This window comes from Baaleninema simplex PCC 7105 (assembly GCF_000332355.1).
Taxonomy (GTDB): domain Bacteria; phylum Cyanobacteriota; class Cyanobacteriia; order Cyanobacteriales; family Geitlerinemataceae; genus Baaleninema; species Baaleninema simplex.
This window is the reverse complement of the sequence record NZ_KB235959.1, coordinates 520,418-543,592: the sequence shown is the minus strand read 5'-3', so window position 1 is coordinate 543,592 and position 23,175 is coordinate 520,418. Positions and strand designations below refer to the sequence as shown.

Sequence of the window (23,175 nt, the reverse complement as noted above, 5' to 3'; positions counted from 1 at the left end):
TGCTCAATTTTTAAAAAGACGAATGCTCAGCGCGTTAATTTTCGTTCCCGTTCTCGGGGCTGGTCTCATTTTTCTGTTACCCACGACGCTTCCCTCGTCGCGATTTCGTAGCATTACCCTCGTTCCGCTGGCTGGATTGCTTCTGTGGACGATCGCGATCGCCGCACAGTTCGACCTGACCCAAACCGGGATGCAGTTCACCGAACGCCTCCCTTGGGTGGAGTGGTTGGGATTGAACTATCACTTAGGCGTTGACGGAATCTCGTTACCGCTACTGGTTCTCAACGCGGGACTGACCCTTATCGCCGTCTTCGCCAGTGCGTCGAATATCGAACGTCCTCGCTTTTACTATTCTCTGCTGTTACTCCTCAACGCCGGGGTTTCAGGAGCGTTCCTCGCCCAAGACTTACTGCTGTTTTTCCTGTTCTACGAAATCGAACTGATTCCCCTGTATTTCTTGATTGCGATCTGGGGCGGAAAACGCAGAGGCTACGCAGCGACGAAATTCCTGCTGTATACAGCGGTATCGGGCATTTTTATCCTGGCGTCATTCCTGGGATGGGTGTGGCTGACGGGAGCGCAAAACTTCGATTACAACCCGAATTTAACCGCGAGTCTTCCGGTAACGACGCAACTGATTCTGTTAGCCGGATTGCTTGTCGGCTTCGGTATCAAAATCCCCATTTTCCCGTTTCACACTTGGCTTCCCGACGCTCACGTAGAAGCTTCGACCCCCGTATCGGTCTTGTTGGCGGGGGTGTTGCTGAAACTGGGTACTTACGGTTTGTTGCGGTTCTGCGTCGGCTTGTTTCCCGAAGGGTGGTCGGTCGCCGCGCCGACACTGGCGATTTGGGCGTCTGTTAGCGTATTGTACGGGGCGCTGACGGCGATTTCCCAACAGGATATGAAGAAAATGGTGGCGTATTCGTCGATCGCCCATATGGGATATATCCTCCTAGCCGCCGCTGCTGCAACCCATCTGAGTTTGTTGGCGGCGATCGCCCAATCGGTCAGTCACGGTCTGATTTCTGCGATGCTGTTCTTACTCGTGGGCGTGGTGGGTAAAAAGACGGGAACTCGCGATATCGACAAACTGCAAGGGTTGCTCAACCCCGAGCGAGGATTGCCCCTCGTGGGAAGTTTGACCATTGTAGGGGTGATGGCCAGTGCGGGAATTCCCGGTATGGTGGGCTTCATCGCCGAGTTTATGGTGTTTCGCGGCAGCTTCCCCGTATTCCCCATCGCCACGTTACTCTGTTTGGTGGGAACGGGTTTGACGGCGGTGTACTTCTTGCTGATGGTCAACCGAGTATTTTTCGGTCGTTTGTCTGACATCGTGACCGATTTACCCCCCGTACAGTGGGGCGATCGCGTTCCGGCGATCGTGTTGGCACTGTTACTCGTTATCTTTGGCATACAACCGAACTGGCTCGTCCGTTGGAGCGATGCCGAAGCCGCGACCTTAGTGCCGGGTTATTCGATCGTCCAAACGATACAAACTTCGGCGATTGAAATTCCCCCCTCAAAGGAAGTCTTCTAAACTATCGAGTTTCGGAATTTTTTGCAAGATTTTTGATTCCCCGATCGCCAACTTTAATGTAATCGCTCGTTATGGTTAGTACACCTCTGGCTCCGTCGAGCCATCCCCTGGCTGAATACGTTCACCGCCTTGAAAGCGGTCAGGCGTTATTGAAAGATACGCCCAAAAACGTGGTTGAAGTCGTCGGAATTTTAAAGAGTTACGGTGTCGTTCTCGATGCTTATTCTCGCAATCTGATTTACATTGCCGAACATCAATTTTTAAGATTGTTTCCCTTTTTTAAATATTTCAACGGCGAGGTCACGCTCTCGAAATTGTTGAAATTTTGGTGGCACGATCGCATCAATTACGAATATGCCGAATACTGTATGCGATCGATGCTCTGGCACGGAGGAAATGGTTTAGACGAATATCTCGACACCGATGAATTTAAAAACCTTGCCGTTCGTGCCATTCGCGCCAAACTGCGTGGAAATCCCTTTATGCAAGGGTTAAACGGGCTGTTTCCCGATTTCCTCCCCGAACAAGTTCGTCAGTCCTGCTATTACAGCGGCTTGGGGCAATTTTGGCGGGTCATGAGCGATATGTTTCTCTCGCTGTCCGATCGCTACGATCGCGGCGAAATTCAATCGATTCCGCAAGTCGTCCAACATATCCTCAATGGCTTGGTGGCCGACGCCAACCGCCCCATTACCTTCAGCGTAGAAATCGACGGCGAAACCTACGATATCATCCCCAAATCTGTCGGATTAACCTTTCTCGTAGACACGGCGGTTCCCTACGTGGAATCGATTTTTTTCCGAGGCGCTCCTTTCCCCGGTACGGTGTCTTATAACGCCCAAGCGTTCCAAATTCCGGCCGAACAGGGCGATTTTACTTACGGGGCGCTTTACGCCGATCCGTTACCGATTGGAGGTGCGGGAATTCCACCGACGCAACTGATGCAAGATATGCGTCACTTTTTACCGGATTACCTGCACGAGATTTATCGAAAAGGGAAGCGACAGGAAGACGATTTGCGGGTGCAAATTTGCCAAAGTTTCCAAAAGTCAATGTTTTGCGTAACCACGGCTGCGCTTCAGGGGTTGGCGCCCCATCCTCTCGATACGACGGATATCGAGCAGCGCAAAGCCAACCGCGCCTTTTTGGAACAGTGGATGAATCGGTTTGTCACCTCCCGCGTGGAAGTCGTTAACCAGTAATATCCAGTGTTCGTTGACATCCTCTCCCCCTCTCCCCCTCTCCCCATCTCCCCCTCTCCCCCTCTCCCCATCTCCTGGTGGGGGCGGTGCGTGACGCGGTAAAACCCCATTGACCGGACTTCGGCGGTATTTGGGCGCCCGCGTCACGGCACCCTACGGGTGGTAAAACGGAAGCCATACTCGGAAGGTCGTTCCGGTATCTGACGGCTCGAAGGTGTTCCAGGGATGTTGGGGCGGGCTGAACACTTCGATTTCGCCGTGCATTTGACGCACGAGGTCGCGGGCGATCGCGAGTCCGAGTCCGGTGCCTGGGATGTTGCTGTCGGCTCGTACGCCCCGAAATCGCCGCTCGAAGAGATGTTCTAGGTCTTGGGGTGGAATGCCGAGGCCGGTGTCGCTGATGGCGATGGCAGCGCCTTCTCCGAGGCGATCGTGGTGGAAGGTTCCCGCGTCGAGGCGGATTCGTCCGCCTTCTGGGGTGTATTTGATGGCGTTGTCGATGAGGTTGTTGACCACTTCGATTAAGGCTTTGCGATCGCCTCGTACTGTAGGAAGGTCGTCGGGAAGGCTGGCGTGAAAGTCGATGTGGCGATCGCTGGCGATGGCACGAGCGGACACGCCCAGCGGGGCAATAACCTCGTGTAAATCGACGGGGTCGGGGCGATCGTCGCTGTAGGGTAGTAGGGGAAGAGGCGCGGGGACTTCGTCGGCGTCAGCCTCGAAATCGACACTCTTGGGTAAGACGAAGGGTTCGGTATCGATCGCCTCGTGGAAATCTTGCAATAAATCTTGTAGGCGATCGCTCTCTCGCACGATGTTATCGGCGTACTGTCGCCGTTCGTCATCGGGATTGAGGCGTTTGGTGAGGAGTTTTCCGAAAATGCGGAGGGCGCTGAGGGGATTTCGGAACTGGTGCAGCCAGTCGTGCAGGAGGTCGTGTCGCTGGGTTTGAAGCTGCTGCTGTTGGCGATAGTTGCGTTCGGCCCACTGACCTCGTTGTTCGAGCAGACAGGCGATGGCGATGGTGTGGGCGGTGCGTTCGACCGTTTCGCGATCGCCCTCGCTCCAGGGTCGCCCCGGACGCGCTATCACCAGCAGCCCCACGACGACGTTATCGTGAACGAGCGGAAGGACGAGTCGATCGGATTCGGGGGGGACGGCGTCCTCGCTGGCGCTTGCATCTCCTTTGGGGGACTCGTCGTCACTGAGCGCGAAGACTAAAGGGTCTGTCGATACTGGAAGAGCCGATCGCAATTGTCGGTACGGACGGTAAGAACTCCGTTCCACGTCTGAAGACGGTTCGTCGAACGTCATCGGAATTTCAATGCTTTCCCAATCGCGCTGGCTTTCGGGTTCGGCCACGACGGGGATTAACTTACCTTGCGAACCTCCCATCGCACGATCGGCCAGGTAGACGACGATCGGCGAAGCCCCTAAGTTGCGTTCGAGGAGCGTGACTTGCTCCCGACAAAGAGTTCGGAGTTCGTTGCTGACAGAAATCGTCATAAGACATTTCGCTCGAGCCAGGTCGTTTCGGTCGATGTTGAAGTCGAAGTGGCAGGACAACACCGACCTCAGCAACAGAATGGGATTGACGATCGACCGAACTCAACCAAACCGCCGATGACTTCGTTGCGCTCGAGAGTCGTGAGGATTGGAATTTTTTTTGCGGCGGTGAGGGCGATCGTCTCTTGACTATTTTAAATAACTTATCGAATTCCTAAAAAACAGTTGAAATTATTGTCAAGATCTGATATATTTTGCTCGGTTTTGGTAGCTATCACTACAACCCGTCGGCAACAAGAGGAGGTAGACAACCTTGGCAAGAAGACGCAAAAGAAAGAGCCGTCGCCGTCAAGAAGGACGAAGAATCTTAGAACACGTGCCTCAGTACAGTATTGAAAGCGGGGAAGACAAACCGGTCACTGCTGCACGTAAGTATATCAAATCCGCGCAAATTGCGCCGCCTGCTCTGCTCCTCGTCAAGCGAAACGAACATACGACCGATCGCTACTTTTGGGCTGAAAAAGGTCTCTTTGGCGCCCAGTACGTCGAGGAAAACCATTTCCTATTTCCCAGTTTGCGATTGGTCATCGAGCAGCAAGAGCGGACGCAGACGGCCAGCGGTAAGTAACCGCTTCGATCCGTCGCACGAACCTAGCGACTCAGATCTTCGAGGTCTTCGAGTTTGTCGTCGCTTCGGCACTGCGTAAGTCAGGCAACGCCTGCTGTAATGCTATCAATTCGTCGCGATGAGCGATTACAGTCGCACGGCTGCCTTCGGCTGCATTGCAGTCGCGGGCGGCCTCGACTTTTACCGTCACCCGTTCGCTGCGGTTGGCACTTTTCCAGTACAAGACCCCAGCAAGGGGAGATCCTATCACGAGTAGGGGCGCAAAGTTTGAAAGTTTGGGAACCAAACTCGAGAAGACCAAGGCAACACAGAGCAGTCCGACAGCGGCGAGAAGGCTGAGAAAGATGGCGAGAAACCAACTCGCTCGAACTCGTCCTTCAAATATGACTCGATTGTCGTCAGGATCGAAGGCGGCGGCGCGATAAGCCCGTTGGGTGAAGTATTGTTTGAGAGACGACGATAGGTCTTCAGGGGCGCGATCGCTAGCCAAACTGACTTCTTGAGTGCAGTCTTTGGACGCGGCACGGATGAAAAAGACTAATCCCACGGCGAGTAACAAGGTGGGAATCGCGATCGAGGTGGTCATCGAATTGGCCATGAGTGCCGTATTTGCTCGAAACGTCCGGGTTTCCAAGAGTGTCTGAGAGACGGTCTCTTTACATAATTTTACAATTTAACGGACAGTTTCCGGGCGATCGCGACAGGGAGTCGAAAAAATTGTCGCTAAACTCCCGTTGTTGGGACGTTTGTACGGTACTGTTTCTATGAAGTTTTTCGGATCGGCGATCGCAAGTAGTCTACCAGTTCGCAAAATCCGTCCCCTTCTTCTGCTTGCGTGACGTACTGGGGCAGTTGACATCCTCTCCCAGCAACCCGTTCCGGGTATGCAGGGAGATTCCTTGGGTCGCCCCAAAGATTTCCTGCTTCACAGCCAGCCAACTAGAATCAGTGACCCGATCCCCCGTCGCCTCGACTCCACAGGCATTTTCGATTTGCCGTTGCCCACGGCTACAGATGACTTGTCCACTGGCCACATCACGGGGCTTTGTTGACCCGCAGTTGTGGCAGTGATGGATTCGAGTTGAGAGGTCTTTACGAACCTCTGCCCCACAATCGGGACATTCCTGAGAAGTGCCACGAGCATCCACCTTGCCGTAATACACATCACGCTTCCAGCACACCCAGGGAAGAATCTGGTTGGTAAACTGACCCAATCCGGCATCTAGGGTATGCTTGCCTAGCATTCCTTTCGCCATAATGCGGAAGTCGAGATCTTCGACAAAAATCATCCCTGCACCGTCGCAGAGGTGATGAGCCAGCTTGAAATGCCAGTCTTTTCGCGTATCGGCAATACGTTGATGGACTCTGGCAATTTTCTTCTGGAGTTTCAGCCAGTTAGCTGACCCCTTCTGCTTTTTCTTAAGCCTGCGTTGCAGCAATCTCAGCTTGCGGTGCAGTTTGTTGAAGAAGCGAGGTCGCTTGACCTGTTCTCCATCAGACGTTGAAAGAAAGTACTCCAGACCCACATCAATCCCTACCGGATGTCCGTGAGGGGCTACAGCAGGAATATCGACGTCAGCCTGAAGGCTAAGCATGACAAAGTACCCGGATGCCTTACGCACAATTCGAGCTTGCTTAACCTGAAATAAATCAGGAATTTTCCGCGACCACCGAACCCGAACCCAGCCCAGTTGCGACAGCTTTATACCCTCATCAGACACGCAGTTTTTGAGCATCTGAGGGAAGACCAACGACCGCATTCGATTCGGCTTTTTGAACCGTGGAAGACCCGAACGCTTTAACCGCCACGACTCCCAAGAAGTCTCAAGTTTTCTAAGGACTTGCTGAAGAACCTGAGCGTTGACCGTCTTGAGCTGAGGAAATTCAGTCTTGGCAGCGGTCAAACGCTTAGCCTGAACGTGGTAGTTCGGGAAGGGTGCATCTGCTGGCAAGATAAATTCTTGCCGAATTGAGCACGCATTCACGGGCGACTTGCGGGATTTTAGCCAGTCTTTACGTTCCCGCAGAGCAAAATTCCAGACATGGCGGCACACATCAAGAATGTGTTCGATCTCTGAAACCTGCTCCGCCGTTGGCTCTAGCTTAAATTCCCACGTCATGTTTAGCATATCTAAACTGTAGCAAATCTTTTGTAGGTTACTCCCCTCGGTCGCGCTTCGCTACACCACCAGCCAAGCTTTCAGCTATGGCTGGAGTACTGCGAAGAATCTGGATAGGGCAGGCGATCGCGGTATTTGGCGATGTTGGCTACGCCGACGGAATGGGGAAACACGGCAGCATCGAACAAACTGGCATCGTTGGGACTGTCGCCGACGGTGACGACTTCCTTGGGGGAGAGTTGGGGAAAGCGATCGCCCAACACCTGCAACACCCCTTTGGCTTTATGCTGCATGGGGAGTTTCAGGTGTCCCTGAATCGAACTGTAAGTGAACCCCCAACCGCGATCGTCGCACCAGGCGGCGATTCGGTCTAACTCTTGCGGTGAAAGTTCCGACAAGTCGAAGGCCCAATCCGTCAAGCGAAAGCGATTGTCCTCAGACTCGCGAACTTGCGGAAAGTCCGTTTGTAACGCGCGAAACGTCTGCGCCAGTTCCCGGCGGTGTTCGGCGAAATCGGCAATGGGAACCAGGGGAACCGGAGGCTTGTCGCCGTGAGTGTAAAACAAGCCGCCGTTTTCCGCGATCGCCCCAGATACGGGAAGATACGTCACCAAACCGCCGACCCAACCGGCCGAACGCCCCGTGACCACGAGAACGGAAATATCCCGCTCGGCTAAATCTTCCAACGCTCGAAACAAAGACGACGCGAACCTTCCCCGGCTCGTCATCGTCCCGTCCATGTCTGTGGCAACGAGGCGAATCTTGGAGGAAAATCGCGCGGCGACCGACTCAGATAGTGCAAGAAACGGCATAGAGAATACAATTGAATATAGATCGATCCAGTGAAGAGCGATCGAGCGCAACAACGCTCGTTGGATAGGCAGACTGAAGGTTAACCCAGAACCTTCGATCGCGCTCTCATTTCGCTCTGGCCAGAAAACGGCGCTTGCAAGCCAGCCACTATACTAGACCCAGTGAAGTGCAGTCGGCTTTATGGAGTCTATTGTCCCAGCTTCCGGGCAAACTCGGGGTGGCATTGGCGTGTCGAAGCGATCGTTTTCCATCGCAACTGATATCGAGATTCAGTCGAACGGGCATCTTAACAATGAGGCGAAGCCCGTCGCGCTACCTGCTGAACCCGTCAAGAACCCATGGAGTTATCGACCATGTCAACTCCCGCCATCCCCGTCGAAACGACGTTGGCACAAGCCCCTGCCCCCCCGACCTCTACAGAAGGATCGGCAGCTCCCCCTGTCATTTGGATGGGAGCTTCGGGATTGCTCCTCGTGGCCGCGATCGGCCTCGGTGTCGCCTATAAAGTGACGAGCGATCGCCTGCAAAAGAAACTTCGCACCGAAGAGTTTAAAAACCGCGAACTTCAGAAAAAATACAAACGCGCCATCGACACGATTTCCAAGATGGAGCGCAATCCGGACTTAATCCACTCGCGGGAATTCAACCTCGACTACTTGCGAATGCGGATGGAAGAAGAAACCTTCCACTTCGGCATCGTCAACCAAATCAAAGTCAAGGTCAAAAGCAAAATTTCTGTGGCGTTGCGTCCGACTGCCGAAAATCGAGGTACCGGCCGTCAAGTCAACGAAATCTTCGATGTGGAGTACGAAACCGGATCGGGCGCCAACATCAAAAAACGGGTGTTGTTCCGTATCCAAATCAAGCTCACCAAACTTCCCACTCAACCGACGAGCGCGACCATCAGTCAAATTATCGACTGTATCGAAACCTATCTCAGCCCGGCGGGAGACAACGACACTTGGCAACCCGCTTTACAAGGGCGCGTGGCTTACATCCATTGGGATCAAAACGCCAAACCGACGCCACTGTTGGTTCTCGAACAAAGCAACGAAGGGGTTAACGTCACGTTCCGCACGACCCGCAGCAATGCGGCGGGGGGAATGCCTATGAGTTCGACGCCGAAAACCCAAACGCCGAGAACCCAAACGCCAACCACGAAATCCAGAACGCGCACCTCGAGTACGAAATCCTCTGCTTCTCGAAGCGCGAAGGGTAAAACTCGCGTTCGTCGCACGAAGTCGCAGTAAAGACGGGCTCAATAGCAGGTACGCTCGAAACAAAGACGCGGATCGCTCCAACCCGCGTCTTTTTCTCACGAACGGTTTTTCTGACCCGAGGCTGCCTCGGATTGCGTTTAACGCCAAGCCAAATAGGGAAGTTTCGCGGCCGTCTCTCGCACGGCGTCGCGTTGGTTGACGAGCTGTCCGCAGCTATCCCAAACGCCGTTTAGGAAGCTCTGACGCGCCCCTTCGGGCATCGATACGGACACCGTCAGATCGCCGCAGCGCACTTCCATTTTCTCCAAATCCACCGCGATCGCAGTTTGGGGGTTTTTGGCGATCGCCCCTTGCAGGGTTTCGACAGATTCGGCGTCGGCGGTGACGCAGGGAACGCCCATCGCGACACAGTTTCCGAAGAAAATTTCGGCAAAGCTTTCGCCGACGAGAGCTTCGATTCCCCAACGACGAATGGCTTGGGGCGCGTGTTCGCGACTCGAACCGCAGCCGAAGTTGGCGTTGACGACGAGGACGTTGGCGCCTTGGTATTCGGGGCGATCGAAGGGATGTTGACCGTTGGTTTGCACGCGATCGTCTTTAAAGGCGTGTTCGCCGAGGCCGTCGAAGGTAACGCAACGCAGATAACGGGCTGGAATGATGCGATCGGTATCGATATCGTCGCCAGCCAGGGGAATACCTCGTCCAGAAATGTTTTTGATTTGACTCATCTTTCTTCGGCGCAGAGTGACTAAAACTGGAGTTGTCGGGTGGGCAATGCCCACCGTTAGCTTACGAACCCTCTCGAAACAGGTTCAAAGACAGGCAAGATGCCCGTATTACGGAGATTTTGAACGCGATTACATCAACTCGCGCACGTCGGCGACGGAACCGTTGACCGCAGCCGCAACCACCATCGCAGGACTCATCAACAGCGTGCGTCCCGAAGACGATCCTTGACGGCCTTTAAAGTTACGGTTGGAGGACGAGGCACTGATTTGGTCGCCTTGCAACTTATCCGGGTTCATGGCCAGACACATGGAACATCCAGCGTTGCGCCATTCAAACCCTGCTTCGAGGAAGACTTTATCTAAGCCTTCAGCTTCGGCTTGTTGCTTGACTTCTTCGGAACCGGGAACGACGAAGGCTTTCACGCCGTTGGCGACTTTATGGCCTTGGGCGAATTTCGCCGCTTCCCGCAAGTCGCTAATGCGTCCGTTGGTGCAGCTTCCGATAAAACAAACATCGACTTTCGTGCCTTTGATGGGGGTTCCGGGGGACAGCTGCATATATTTGTAGGCTTCCTCGGCGATCGAGCGATCGCCCTCCGGTAAGCTGTCTGGCGTCGGCACCGATTCGTCAATCCCGATACCTTGTCCCGGCGTGATTCCCCACGTCACCGTCGGGGAAATCTCTGCCGCGTCGAACACCACCACGTCGTCGTATTCGGCATCGGCATCGCTACGAATGCTGTTCCACCAGGCGACGGCTTTCTTCCAATCCTCGCCTTTCGGGGCGAATTCGCGGCCTTGGATGTAGTCGTAAGTGGTGGTGTCGGGGTTGATGTAACCGCAACGGGCGCCCCCTTCGATGGACATATTGCAAACGGTCATCCGTTCTTCCATCGACATCTTCTCGAAGGTGGTGCCAGCGTACTCGTAGGCATAGCCCACGCCGCCTTTAACGCCCAGTTTGCGGATGATATGGAGGACGACATCTTTGGCGTAGACACCGGGGCGCAAATCGCCGTTAACTTCGACTCGACGAACTTTGAGTTTGTTCATGGCCAGAGTTTGGGAGGCCAGAACGTCGCGGACTTGGCTGGTGCCGATACCGAAGGCGATCGCTCCGAAGGCGCCGTGGGTGGAGGTGTGGCTGTCACCGCAGGCGATGGTCGTTCCCGGCAGGGTCAGTCCTTGTTCCGGCGCGATGACGTGGACGATTCCCTGACGGCCGGAACCGACGTTATAGAAGCGAATGCCGTGTTCTTTGCAGTTGTTTTCTAAGGCTCGAATCATCTCTTCGGCGAGGGTATCGGCGAAGGGACGCGCTTGGTTTTCCGTGGGGACGATGTGATCGACGGTGGCCACGGTTCGCTGAGGATAGGGGACGTTCAGACCCCGTTCTCGCAGCATGGCGAATGCTTGAGGGCTGGTGACTTCGTGGATGAGATGCAACCCGATAAACAGTTGCGTTTGACCGGAAGGCAGCGTTCCCACGCTATGGGCTTCCCAGACTTTATCGAATAATGTTCCCTTACTCATCGCGCACAGACTTGGTTTAAGCGTAGTCTTCTATTTTATCGCGCGGAGGGACGTTTGAGTTATCGGAATTCTAATCGCTCAGATGAGTTAAACTTAGAGCCTTTTTGACTCTTTTTTCTAGAAGTCGAAGTCGGGTTGGGGATTTCCGATCGGACATTTGCGATGGCTCGGAGATAGTAAATCGAAGGGATTTTGTTATGATGTCACGTTTATCGTCTAACTGTCGATCTCACTTCGATTTTACGGACAAATTGAGTGTTTGAGCGATTTGTGTCGCGTTTATCTCGTTATATTCGTCGCAAGATCGGATTTTCTAGAGGGCGATCGCATCTCGAGTCTATGTCTTGATTTGGAGTTTTTAAAAATTCTCGTTATACTAAAAGCTAAAGAGATAGAGTTTTGTTTGGATCTAACAAAACACCTTGGGGAGTTTTGCTGTTTAGCCCAAAGTATTTCTTTAGAAATATTTCTTCCGAAGGAGAACGACGTCAGGAAGAAAGTGAAAAATTAGAGTCCGAACGATTTTAAACGCAATCGCACTCGAAGATCGGGACGGTTTTTAAAATAGTTGAGTCGAGTAATGAGGTTCGGGGTTTTTGTCGTTTCCCCCGATTTGTGATTCCGAAAGGAATGCTAAACCATTCGTCAGAACAGCCTGACGGGATCGACTCACTCTCTAAATATTGAGAGAGAGATTTAACACTCGACTTAACTATTCTCATTACTTCTGTGCTTCTGTTGCGCGATCGAAACTTCATAATTTTCTAAAGCATTACAATTCGATCTTAATAGACATTTTTGAGATACACCAAAATTTTTAGTAAAAATCGCAAAAAATAGTGTTTTAAAACGGACAAAATTTACACATTTACATCATTAGTAGGGTGGGCATTGCCCACCACTACATTGAGGTGTGCATCTCACTTTTGCAAAAACATCAGTTTGGGGTGGCAAAATTCCCGATTAGCACTTCTGGTATAAGATCCCCGGCATCTTGGAGATGCCGGGGATCTGGAAGTAAGTCCTAATGGATTTCGCATAAAATTAGATGATATTAATACGATGCCGTGCGATCGCAATATTAATCTGCCAGTTCTTATTGATTTTTTAACATAAGATCGTAATTTGATGGTTAGTTTTGAATACTTTTTCACTCGAACTCTTTAGAAATTTGATCGGTTTTTGCCGCCATAATAAAATCATTACGATGCAGTCCGTTAATGGCGTGAGTCCACCAGGTCACCGTGACTTTTCCCCATTCGGTCAACAACACCGGATGATGGCCTTCTTTTTCAGCTTCCTCCCCCACGCGTTGGGTAAATTTGAGTGCAGTTTTAAAATCTGGAAACTGATAAGTGTGTTGGAGATGTAACTCTCCATATTCCTCGATCGCCTCCCAAGACGGAATCTGAGATTGAAGTTCTTCAACTTCAGTTTGGCTCAGTGGTTGGGACGTTCCCTTACAAGGTTCGCAACGTTGGTGTTCGAGATTTTCCACGGTATTGGCTCCAAAAACTCGTCTGTAGGCTTCGTCTCAATTCGATCGTGCGATCGCAGTTCGACCGACATCCTCTTCCTCACGACTGATTTTGACGACAAATCGCCTCGAGACGCGATCGACAACGCCCCGAGGCGGAAATTCAACGCATTCCCTATCGTCCGAAATACTCCGACGTGAAACTCCCGTGCAGTCCGTAGGGAATGTGATACTTTAAGTTCAACTGAGCGATCGGCCCGGCGTCGATGGATTTTGCATCGAAAATCGCCAACTTCGATCGATGCTTTTCGGCGTCGTACACCAACAACAGCACCCATCCGTCATCTTCCTCCGTCGCACCCGGACGCGGAACGAACGCCGGTTCGCCGCCAAACCCGCGAGGCGCAAAACTCCACACCTGAGATGTCCCCGTTTCGCGATCGACCTTCATAACGCCCTGTAACGGTGCGTTTCCTCGTTCGGGGTGGGCGATTCCCATGAATAAATATCGATTTTTCCGTCCCACTGTCTCGGGATGTAACACGGGGAACTCGCAACAGCGGCGTTCGATAACCTCGTGACGGACGTTCTCATTCTGCAAATTCACCCGGAAATTCCACAACTGACCCTCGGGAATCTGGCTGAAATCCACGTCGCGAAAGTCAGAGTCCGAATCGGGTTGCGGGAACGACTCGTAACAAATCGAATCCACAACCACCTCTCCGTTGTCTTCCCAAGCGTTGGCGTGGTGGAACACGAAACAAGGTTCCGTCTCGACAATTTTCACGTTGCGCGAACCGTCGCGGGGAATCAAGACGATTTTCGTGGGGGCGTCGGGGTCGAACTTCACGCATTCCGCCGCACCGCGAAAGCCCAAAAGGTAAGGAAGGGGGTTGAAGGTGACGGGATTTTGGAAAAAGACGCAGTAGTTCGGTGTAATCGCCATGTCGTGGAGAAAGGCGAAACCGGGAATCGCGTGCGTGTGTTGGCGGAGAAGCGTTCCGTCCGGGGCGAATTCGTAAATGGTGATGTCGGTGGACAACCCCGGATTTACCGAGAAGTTGACGAGAACGGGTTTTCCGTCGTCGAACTGCGAGGCGGGGTCGATGTGGGGGTGTGCGGAAAACGCATCTCCGGTATCGAGGAGTCCGTCGAGGCGATCGAGTCCTTGGGTTTCTAGGGTGTGGGGATCGAGGCGATGGGGTTCGGCCGCTTCCCACAACGCCAGCAGTTTACCGCCCCAGTGGATAATGTTGGTGTTGGCGATGTTTTTGAGGCGCAAGTCGAAGAGGTTCGCCAGCCAACCGCCGGGTTTCTGGGTTCCGAACACGCCGCGATAGAGGGGTTTTCCCGCCTCTCGTTCTTCGACAAACCCTTGGGTACGCACGAAGCGGTTTTGAAAAAAGGCGCGACCGTCTTTGAAGGCGATCGCACAGGCCATTCCGTCGCCGTCGAAGGGGTGGTTGACGGGATAGTCGCCGATATTCAGCAAACCGGGGCCGACGCGAAACAGGGTTCCGGTTAAGTCTGGGGGAATTTCTCCCTCAATGTCGTCTATCCAGTACGCCGACTCTTGGGTTTGGGACAGGTAGCCCCGTTTCCAATCTTCGCGACTATAAATAGCTTGTGTCGAGCAGCTTTGAAGATGCATATTCGATCGAATTAAGCTTAATCGTTCTACAACATTTTTTATTGTAACGATTAATTAATTTAGATCGTTCTCCATCTTAAAAAACTTCAGATCGATATTATTGGGGTTGACTTTTTTGGGTAAAAGGTATAAAATAAACTCTGTAGCTAATATAAATTAAATTTCATTTTTTTCTTGAAGACCTAGACAATACCCCAAAATAAACAAAAGCATTAGCCATGCCGATCGCAATTCCAGATAAGTACAAACCAGGACTCATTCAAATAGGATCTATAAGTACATCCGAAATGGATTCCCTTGTCTCCGCATTAAATAGTATAGGCGAGAGATCGCTAGACTTAGGCGCGATCGCTCGGGAAGTTTTTGAAAAAGCGGCTTCTGGTCTGAGTGAGAGGGTAGTTTTAGATATCATAAGCTCTTTGTTTTCCTTAAAAGCTTTTATAGAGTATGGAGGCTATGATATCGAAGAAATCTTAGTAGATCTAACTTTAAATTTAGAATTAGAAGAAAACCAAAAAGAAGTATTCAAGGATCGGATTCAAGAATTTTTAGAAATTCCAGAAATTAGCTTTTTTTTGAAGGCAAATTTACTAACACAAGAGTACGAAAAAATATATTCTAGTTCTAGAATATTAACTGATATTCGACCGGTTTTTGAAAAAGATGACTTTAAAAGTGTAATTGTCGTTCACAGTTTAAGAATTCAATACAGTTCTCAAGAGGGAAGTAAAGAATTCTTCGTTGCTCTGGATGGAAGCGATTTACAAGAGTTGCAAGAGCAAATCCAAAGAGCAAGCAAAAAATCGAGGCTGATCGAAGATAAATTAAAAGAATTAGGGACTAGCTGCATTAATTCAAATATAGATAAAGATCCAGATTAAACGGACTCGGATGTTTGAGTTGCATGATTCAAACGAAGCATGATATAGCACAAAATGTAATAGCACAAAACCGTATTGGCTTCCTATGATTTCTTCGCATCAGTTAAGAAGATAGCATTGATTGAATAAATCAAGAGTTTTTAACAGAGATAGAGATGAAGACATTCAAGCTACCATTTTCAGAAATTCCAAAAGGGCAAAAATATATCTACAAAGATCGAGATCGTATCTCTAAAAATAAAATTGACTTAGAATTAAAGCGTGATGTAAGAGAATGGTCGATCGGCAGTAATAGTAATTATAACAAAATCTTAAATAGCATTCGCGATTACCAACAACAAATCAATCGTTTGCAGCAACAAGTAGCACTACTTGAAAGTTTTGAATTGCGAAATCCTTCTCAAGTCAAGTGTTTTGTGCAGAAACATCCCGCTATTTTAGATCTTCTTGAAGATGCTTTGAAGAAAGCCAAACAGCTATTTGGATGTAAATCTGATGAATACATCCTTGACTATATATGCTACAACTACGAGGATGAAACCTTGGTAGCAAGTGAAAATTTAGGTTTTGAACTGACAGAAATAGACGAATGTTTGTTTTTGATAATTAAGACAAACGTAAGTTCGGAAGAGTCAGTTACATTACTCAATCAATTTGAAGAAGAATGGTATATCAATAATGTTCCTTGCGATATAGCTTCAGTATTTTGTGTTGAAGTTGAATAGGTCATGAATAATTTTGACGGTAAAAATTTTTTGGTACTCGCTGAGAAAATCTTGAAGAATAGTCAATTTCCTAGTGAGGCATCTTATAGAACGTCAATTAGTCGTGCATACTACGCGGTCTTTTTGACTGCTCGAGAATATATTAAAGTCAAAAATCCTACAAATTGGCAAAATATTATAACTCGTGGAGGCAACGTTCACAAAAAGGTTAAAAATTATTATGCAAGTAGATTTGGCAATAACGGGAAACGAATAACCAATAAACTAAATAGCTTAAGGAAAAAGAGAAATAACGCTGATTATGAGATAAGTACTGTGATAACAAAAAGTCAAGCAGAACAAGCTTGCTTAGATGCTAAAACAGCAATAAATCTTATAGGACAGCTTAGGTAATTTAAATTGTTATAGATTGACTCATGAAAGTTTTTCACGTAATTCTTCTATGCTAAATTGTAATTCTATGAGTATAAATGATTTCATTTTTGAATCGGCATTTCCATATAAATATGGAAGATGAGCTGTCTAATGTTCGACTTCAGATAAGATTGTAACGATATATTGCGAAAACCTCAGAATTGTAAAGGGGCGATCGCTACCATAAAAAAAGTATTGAAAATTACAGGAACCTCTAAAAATTCACCATGTCTGACGGACAATCCACCCTTGAGACGCCGATTCTCCTGCAACCCGACACCCTCTGGAAACGCACTCTCGAACAGACGCAATACGCCCTCGACTGCGGTGCGCTGCAACCGATTCCTACGAATTACGAATACCTCGAACGAGGAGACGTGCGATTTCTGGTTCGAATTGTCTCAAATTTGGCTAGGAAAGAAAAAGCTCAAAAAAACCGAAAACAGCAGTTAAAACAAACGGAAAAAGATTTCAATCCCTTTCTTCCTTACGAAAAAAACCTCTTTGTCTCCGACATTTCCAAAACTCATCTTTGCTTATTAAACAAGTTTAACGTCGTCGAACACCATCTTCTGATCGTGACTCGTCACTTCGAGCATCAGGAAATTTGGCTCACCACGTCTGACTTCAAGGCGATGCAAGTCTGTTTGCAGCAAATCGACGGTTTGGCGTTTTACAACGGTGGAAGAGAAGCCGGAGCCAGCCAGAAACACAAACACTTACAACTGGTTCCCCTTCCCATGATGCCCGATGGGGGGCGACTTCCCATCGAACGGGCGATCGCTCGCACGCAATACGACGGCGACATCGGACAAACGCCGAGTTTTCCCTTCCCTCACGTGATCGCACCTCTGACTCCCGACACCGACGCCGAAACCGTCTTACAAACCTATTACCGCCTGTTAAACGCCGTGAACCTCCTCGACGGGGAACCGACGACAGAGCGACAAACGAAACCCTACAACCTCTTGGCGACGCGAGAGTGGATGATGGTGGTTCCCCGAGTGCGCGATCGCTTCGAGGGAATTTCCGTCAACGCCTTGGGATTCGCGGGGGCTTTGCTGGTGCGCGACGAAACCCAGTTACAGCAGCTTAAAAACAGCAAACCGCTCGAGATTTTGGCGCACGTGGCTAACATGGAAGAGGAAGCAACTTAACTTCGTTCCCTGTGTTGAGGAAATCCAAACATCTATGAAAGCTGTTGTTGGAGCTGGAGTCGTGGTTCTCGGAGTGGGAGCGGCGATGGCGGTGACGAACCCTGGCGAAACTGCTTATCAGGAGTACGCTGGCGATCGACTGTCAACCTATTTAAAAGAGGAAGCGTGCAGTCAAGCGGGGCCGTTGCAAAATACCTGTGAGTCTGTGGTGGAGTCGAGTCAACCGGAGTTACAACGCCTCGTCGCCAACAACACGAATCGCCAAAACTTTGTCCTTTTCAGTTTGTACCATACGGAGTTTTCGGTTCCGATTCCCGGCGTTCCGGCGGTTGAAGCTCACACCCTCGGCGGGTTTCGTCAGTTTCACATTTACGAGTTGAAGACGGAAAAGCAGTAGCGCGATTTTCTGAATACAAGCCAGATCGCCAGATCCCCGGCATCTTGGAGATGCCGGGGATCTTAAATGAAACGAAGTTAAGCAATTCTACTTACCTCAATGCCTCGAAATGTAAAGTTTTGAGAACTCCCCCTTGTCGTTCTGTTTAATCGCTATAAAGTGATTAAAGTATAAAAACGCTTTGGTCAGGCATATGAGTAGCAATTTAGCCAGTCTGTTACGGGAAGGGACGAAGCACTCCCACACCGCAGCCGAAAACACCGCTTTTATGAAATGCTTCCTCAAAGGGATCGTGGAACGAGAGCCGTTCCGCAAACTCCTGGCAAACTTATATTTGGTCTATAGCGCCCTTGAGGAAGAAATCCAAAACCATTTGGACAATCCCGCCGTCAAAGGGATTTACTTCCCCGAACTCAACCGTACCGCGAAACTCGAAGCCGATCTCGCTTACTACTACGGTGACAACTGGCGCGAGGAAATCGCCCCCGTGGAAGCCGGAAAAGTGTACGTCGATCGCATTCGGGAAGTGGCCAAAACTCAACCCGAATTGCTGGTGGCGCACGCTTACACCCGGTATATGGGCGATTTGTCTGGCGGACAAAGCCTGCGAAACATCGCGCGATCGGCGTTAGATTTACCGGAAGACAAAGGAACCGGGTTACACGAATTCGATGCGATTTCCACCCCGGAAGCGCGACGAGCGTTTAAATTCCGCTACCGCGACACCCTCAACGCCTTACCGGTGTCCGACGATATCGCCCCTCGCATTGTAGACGAAGCGAACTTGGCCTTTGAACTCAACCGCAACGTCATGCACGATTTGGAAGACGAGGTGAAAGCCGCGATCGGCGACCACGTTTTCGATTTGGTGACGCGCCAAGACAAACCGGGAAGTACCGAACGCGCCCCCGGACAACCTGCAAATTTAGTTCCGACGGAGTAGTGTAGGTTGGGTTTTATCTCTCGATCCAACCTACCTTTTCTTACAACGGGTTTCAACGCAACCTAGGAAATTGGGGGGATTCGGTCATCAGTTAACGTTTCCCTCCTCTCCACACAGCTTTCGACCAACACCGACCATTTTTTACTCGATCGATTTTTTCTATCTTTTTTGAGGTTTTTCTACAAAAACTTCAAAACTAACCGTTAAACTGACAAGCACCGGTCGATCGAGTAAAAAAATTTCTAACCCATTGTGACTAATTTTTTATTGAATTCAAAAAAATACTGAATTCAAACATCGAACCATTTCAGATCTTTTAAGATTCAAATACCAATGGAAGCACTGACTCAAACCGTTCGTTTCAATTCTGAGTTACTGGTTAAATACGATCGCCCCACCCCTCGCTACACCAGCTATCCCCCCGCTACAGAGCTACACGGCGAGTTTACAGAAGAAGAATTTAAAGCTGCCATCGAACGGGGCAACGCTAAAAAAACACCGCTCTCTCTCTATTTTCACATTCCTTTTTGCGAAAGTGCCTGCTACTTTTGCGGCTGCAACGTGATTATCACGGGATTGAAAGATCGCGTGGTCAATCCCTATTTAGAATACCTCTTTAAAAATATCGAACGGACGGCGGCGTTAATCGATCGCGATCGCCCGGTGGTTCAACTGCACTGGGGCGGCGGAACCCCGAACTACCTCACCCCGGAACACGTGGAAATGTTGTGGAACAAAATCCACGAACACTTCACTTTTGCCGAAAACGCCGAAATCTCGATCGAAGTCAATCCCCGCTACGTCGATCGCAACTACATCCACTTCTTAAGAAAACTCGGCTTCAACCGCATCAGCTTCGGTATCCAAGATTTCGATCCCAAAGTTCAAGAAGCCATCAACCGCATCCAACCCGAAGAAATGCTCTTCAACGTCATGAGTTGGATTCGCGAAGCCAAATTTGAAAGCGTCAACGTCGATCTGATTTACGGCTTACCCTACCAAACCCTCGAGACGTTCCGCGACACCATCGACAAAACCCTGCGTCTCGATCCCGATCGCGTGGCGGTGTTCAACTTCGCTTACGTTCCCTGGATGAAACCCGTTCAGAAAAACCTTCCGGTAGAAGCTTTACCCCAGGCGGCGGAGAAACTGGAAATTTTCCACATGACGATCGACAAACTCACCGAAGGCGGCTACGTCTTCATTGGGATGGATCACTTCGCCAAACCCAACGACGAGTTGGCGATCGCACAACGGGAAGGAGTACTGCATCGCAACTTCCAAGGCTATACCACCCAGCCCGATTCCGAACTGTTTGGATTTGGCGTGACTTCTATCAGTATGCTGCACGACGTTTACGTGCAGAACCACAAACGCCTCAAAGACTTCTACAACGCGATCGATCGCCAAGAACAACCCATCGAAAAAGGCGTTCATCTCGCCGAAGACGACAACATCATGCGCCGTGAAATTATCATGGAATTGATGTGTCACTTCCGCCTCGACAAACGGGAAATCGAAAACAAATATCTCATCGATTTCGATACCTATTTTTCTGAAGAAGAAGCCGAGTTAAAAGACTTAGAAGACGATGGTTTGTTGATGAACTTCCCCGATCGCATTGAAGTCACCCCCAGCGGACGGCTTCTCATCCGCAACATTGCCTTTGCCTTCGACGCTTACACCAAAGAGCGCCAACACCAACGGTTCTCGAAAGCCATCTAATCCTCTCTCAGTCGAGGCGTATGACGATACGCCTCGATTTTTCTCCTTCTACCTCTGTGTCCTCTGTGTCCTCTGTGCCTCTGTGGTGAAACTCCTTTAACAAAATCGCTTTAAGATAATCGATCGAGATTCCCATCCTTTTCTATTGTGAAGTTTTTCTAAAGATTTTTAAACAAAATCTCGATCGAATTCGATAAACCCTCTGACTTGTTAGTCCGAACCTTGTCATTCTAGACTTCGATCGAAAGCCCTATGAAGATTTTAATGATTCAACCCAACTACCACTCCGGCGGTGCAGAAATTGCCGGAAACTGGCCGCCGAGTTGGGTTCCCTACGTGGGCGGCGCGTTGAAAAAAGCCGGGTTCGATAACGTGCGTTTCGTCGATGCGATGACGAAGTACATTGACGACGAAACCCTCGGAACCATTATCGAAGCCAACCAGCCCGATGTGGTGATGGCAACGGCGATCACGCCGATGATTTACCAGTCTCAAAAAACGCTGCAAATCGCTAAAGAAGCTTGCCCCAACGCCGTTACGATTATGGGGGGCATTCACCCGACGTATATGTATTCCGAGGTGCTGCACGAAGCGCCCTGGGTGGACTACATTATTCGCGGTGAAGGAGAAGAAGTCACTGTGAATTTGATGCAGGCGATCGAAAGCGGTTCCGACAAACGCGATCGCCACGACATCAAAGGTATCGCCTTCTTTGAAAACGGACAAGTCGTCGCCACCGAAGCCCATCCTCCCATTTGCGATCTCGATACCCTAGATCCCGATTGGGATTTACTCGATTGGAACGATTACTACTACACGCCCCTTAACGTGCGTTTGGCAGTTCCTAACTACGCCCGAGGTTGTCCGTTTCGCTGTCGCTTCTGTTCCCAGTGGAAGTTCTGGCGGAAATACCGTTCTCGTACCCCCGAAAAATTCGTTGACGAAATCGAAAAACTCGTCAAAGACTACAACGTGGGTTTCTTCATTCTCGCCGACGAAGAACCCACCATCAGCAAACCTCGCTTTATCGCTTTGTGCGAGGAAATGATTAAGCGCGATCTTGACGTTCACTGGGGCATCAACACCCGCGTAACAGATATTTTGCGGGACGAAAACGAGTTGGCATTGTATCGAAAAGCAGGCTTAGTTCACGTGTCTCTGGGAACGGAAGCCGCCGCACAACTGAAGCTGAATTTGTTCCGCAAAGAAACGACGATTGAAGAGAACAAACGGGCGATTAAACTGCTCAAAGATAACGGCATCGTTGCCGAGGCGCAGTTTATCATGGGCTTGGAAAACGAAACCCCCGACACCATCGAAGAAACCTATCGCATGGCGCGGGATTGGAAACCGGACATGGCAAACTGGAATATGTTTACGCCCTGGCCGTTTTCCGAGTTGTTTGAAGATTTGGGCGATCGCGTGGAAGTACGGGATTATTCCCAGTACAACTTCGTGACGCCGATTATGAAACCGGACGCGATGGAACGGGAAGACGTTCTCAAAGGTGTGTTGCGGAACTACGCTCGTTTCTACCTGTGGAAGACGTTAGAGTATTGGTTCGTTAAAGATCCCTTTAAACGAAAATATTTGTTGGGATGTTTGAAAGCCTTCGCTCAAACGACGTTGAACAAGCGGTTTTACAACCTCAGCCGCGTCAAACAGAAAGGGTTGGGGATGGAAATCGAACTCGGGTTCGACAAAACGAAAATCCTCTCGCGGGAAGAAATCGCCAAACGCAAACAGGAACATCCGGAACTGGCCGCCGACGTGGATTTTGCGGGAACCGTTTCGGCGTGTGGTGCGCCTCGGGATTTGGAATATAACGAGGACGACGCCAGTTCTCAAGATGCGGGTTCTCAAACCATGAAGGTGTAGACAGGCGATATTGATTTGGTTTTCGTAGGGGCGTTGTGTGTAAAGTACAACGCCCCTACGGGGTTTATGGCGATCGCATCGTTGAAGGGGGGTGTTATCAAAAAATTTGGGTCTAAAACCCCGCCCGTCTAGGGCGGCTTTTGACAATCCTGTTTTTTGTTCTAAAATATTCAGAACAATCAAGCTAAACGACAATGCTTGTTCTCGAGTTCAAAGTCAAAGGTAAACCCCACCAATACGCAGCGATTGACGAAGCGATCCGAACTGCACAGTTCGTTCGCAACAAGGCACTGCGCTATTGGATAGATAACCGAGGTGTTAACAAATACGACCTCAACAAATACTGTCGAGTCCTGGCTCGAGAGTATGGCTTTGCCCGAGAACTCAACAGCACGGCTCGTCAAGCCTCAGCCGAACGCGCTTGGTCGGCAATTTCTCGTTTCTTCGAGAACTGTCGCAAGTCTGTTCCTGGCAAAAAGCGGTGCGACCCTGCGCCGTCGCACGGCGCTAGGGCTTGCCCTGAGCTTAGTCGAAGGGAACGCGCACCAAGAGAAGGATATCCCAAGTTCAAGAAAAACAGTCGTTCTGTCGAGTACAAAACTTCAGGTTGGAAGTTACTCGATCCCAAGCATATTGT

Annotated in this window: 20 protein-coding genes and 1 pseudogene; 13 read left to right on the top strand and 8 right to left on the bottom strand. The window is 50.1% G+C overall.

Annotated features, from left to right (window positions below; translation table 11 throughout):
* Positions 1-22: 22 nt before the first annotated feature.
* Both GEI7105_RS0122265 and GEI7105_RS0122260 read left to right on the top strand, forming a co-directional pair.
* Positions 23-1,540 (top strand): NADH-quinone oxidoreductase subunit M, encoded by a 1,518-nt coding sequence (locus tag GEI7105_RS0122265; protein WP_017662619.1) that lies wholly within the window; start codon positions 23-25, stop codon positions 1,538-1,540.
* Between the two features lie 71 nt (positions 1,541-1,611).
* Positions 1,612-2,742, top strand: coding sequence for a CO2 hydration protein CupB (locus GEI7105_RS0122260; protein ID WP_017662618.1), 1,131 nt, complete (start codon positions 1,612-1,614; stop codon positions 2,740-2,742).
* 153 nt (positions 2,743-2,895) lie between these two features.
* On the opposite strand, the gene GEI7105_RS0122255 is transcribed toward GEI7105_RS0122260, so the two are convergent.
* Positions 2,896-4,248, bottom strand: a complete 1,353-nt coding sequence (locus GEI7105_RS0122255) for a sensor histidine kinase (RefSeq protein ID WP_026097870.1) — start codon at positions 4,246-4,248, stop codon at positions 2,896-2,898.
* Positions 4,249-4,561: 313 nt separating this feature from the next.
* Between GEI7105_RS0122255 and GEI7105_RS0122250 the strand changes: the two genes are divergently transcribed.
* Positions 4,562-4,876 (top strand): DUF3155 domain-containing protein, encoded by a 315-nt coding sequence (locus tag GEI7105_RS0122250; protein WP_026097869.1) that lies wholly within the window; start codon positions 4,562-4,564, stop codon positions 4,874-4,876.
* A 31-nt stretch (positions 4,877-4,907) separates the two neighbouring features.
* Here the strand turns inward: GEI7105_RS0122250 and GEI7105_RS0122245 are convergent, their stop codons facing one another.
* The 3 genes from GEI7105_RS0122245 to GEI7105_RS31895 form a co-directional block, all read right to left on the bottom strand.
* Positions 4,908-5,474 (bottom strand): cofactor assembly of complex C subunit B, encoded by a 567-nt coding sequence (locus GEI7105_RS0122245; protein WP_026097868.1) that lies wholly within the window; start codon positions 5,472-5,474, stop codon positions 4,908-4,910.
* A gap of 199 nt (positions 5,475-5,673) precedes the next feature.
* Complete coding sequence (locus GEI7105_RS0122240; protein ID WP_017662614.1) at positions 5,674-7,005, bottom strand: RNA-guided endonuclease InsQ/TnpB family protein; 1,332 nt, start codon at positions 7,003-7,005, stop codon at positions 5,674-5,676.
* Positions 7,006-7,076: 71 nt separating this feature from the next.
* Positions 7,077-7,808, bottom strand: coding sequence for an HAD-IIB family hydrolase (locus GEI7105_RS31895; RefSeq protein WP_017662613.1), 732 nt, complete (start codon positions 7,806-7,808; stop codon positions 7,077-7,079).
* A gap of 354 nt (positions 7,809-8,162) precedes the next feature.
* Here GEI7105_RS31895 and GEI7105_RS0122230 point away from each other — a divergent pair, with 354 nt between their 5' ends.
* Positions 8,163-9,059, top strand: a complete 897-nt coding sequence (locus GEI7105_RS0122230) for a hypothetical protein (protein ID WP_035493813.1) — start codon at positions 8,163-8,165, stop codon at positions 9,057-9,059.
* Between the two features lie 107 nt (positions 9,060-9,166).
* On the opposite strand, the gene leuD is transcribed toward GEI7105_RS0122230, so the two are convergent.
* The 4 genes from leuD to GEI7105_RS0122205 form a co-directional block, all read right to left on the bottom strand.
* Positions 9,167-9,757, bottom strand: coding sequence for a 3-isopropylmalate dehydratase small subunit (gene leuD, locus GEI7105_RS0122225; protein WP_017662611.1), 591 nt, complete (start codon positions 9,755-9,757; stop codon positions 9,167-9,169).
* A gap of 129 nt (positions 9,758-9,886) precedes the next feature.
* Positions 9,887-11,290 (bottom strand): 3-isopropylmalate dehydratase large subunit, encoded by a 1,404-nt coding sequence (gene leuC / locus GEI7105_RS0122220; protein WP_017662610.1) that lies wholly within the window; start codon positions 11,288-11,290, stop codon positions 9,887-9,889.
* Positions 11,291-12,440: 1,150 nt separating this feature from the next.
* The gene (locus GEI7105_RS0122210; protein ID WP_017662608.1) at positions 12,441-12,788 is read right to left on the bottom strand and encodes a 4a-hydroxytetrahydrobiopterin dehydratase; all 348 of its coding nucleotides are present in this window, start codon (positions 12,786-12,788) and stop codon (positions 12,441-12,443) included.
* Positions 12,789-12,942: 154 nt separating this feature from the next.
* Complete coding sequence (locus GEI7105_RS0122205) at positions 12,943-14,418, bottom strand: carotenoid oxygenase family protein (protein WP_017662607.1); 1,476 nt, start codon at positions 14,416-14,418, stop codon at positions 12,943-12,945.
* Between the two features lie 218 nt (positions 14,419-14,636).
* On the opposite strand from GEI7105_RS0122205, the gene GEI7105_RS0122200 reads away from it, so the two are divergent.
* The 9 genes and pseudogenes from GEI7105_RS0122200 to GEI7105_RS31890 all read left to right on the top strand — a co-directional run.
* Complete coding sequence (locus GEI7105_RS0122200) at positions 14,637-15,299, top strand: hypothetical protein (protein WP_017662606.1); 663 nt, start codon at positions 14,637-14,639, stop codon at positions 15,297-15,299.
* Positions 15,300-15,454: 155 nt separating this feature from the next.
* Positions 15,455-16,024, top strand: coding sequence for a hypothetical protein (locus GEI7105_RS0122195; protein WP_017662605.1), 570 nt, complete (start codon positions 15,455-15,457; stop codon positions 16,022-16,024).
* A 3-nt stretch (positions 16,025-16,027) separates the two neighbouring features.
* Positions 16,028-16,417, top strand: coding sequence for a HEPN domain-containing protein (locus GEI7105_RS0122190; protein ID WP_017662604.1), 390 nt, complete (start codon positions 16,028-16,030; stop codon positions 16,415-16,417).
* Positions 16,418-16,665: 248 nt separating this feature from the next.
* Positions 16,666-17,595, top strand: coding sequence for an ATP adenylyltransferase family protein (locus GEI7105_RS0122185; RefSeq protein ID WP_017662603.1), 930 nt, complete (start codon positions 16,666-16,668; stop codon positions 17,593-17,595).
* 34 nt (positions 17,596-17,629) lie between these two features.
* Positions 17,630-17,992, top strand: a complete 363-nt coding sequence (locus GEI7105_RS0122180) for a DUF4359 domain-containing protein (RefSeq protein ID WP_017662602.1) — start codon at positions 17,630-17,632, stop codon at positions 17,990-17,992.
* Positions 17,993-18,185: 193 nt separating this feature from the next.
* Entirely contained in the window at positions 18,186-18,935 is a 750-nt protein-coding gene (locus tag GEI7105_RS0122175; RefSeq protein WP_017662601.1) for a biliverdin-producing heme oxygenase, read from the top strand.
* 333 nt (positions 18,936-19,268) lie between these two features.
* Positions 19,269-20,660 carry an oxygen-independent coproporphyrinogen III oxidase gene (hemN, locus tag GEI7105_RS0122170; RefSeq protein WP_017662600.1) on the top strand — a complete coding sequence of 464 codons (1,392 nt, stop codon included), beginning with the start codon at positions 19,269-19,271 and terminating at the stop codon, positions 20,658-20,660.
* Between the two features lie 252 nt (positions 20,661-20,912).
* Entirely contained in the window at positions 20,913-22,538 is a 1,626-nt protein-coding gene (bchE, locus tag GEI7105_RS0122160; protein ID WP_017662598.1) for a magnesium-protoporphyrin IX monomethyl ester anaerobic oxidative cyclase, read from the top strand.
* Between the two features lie 194 nt (positions 22,539-22,732).
* Positions 22,733-23,175: pseudogene (locus GEI7105_RS31890) on the top strand (RNA-guided endonuclease TnpB family protein); the annotation flags it as partial.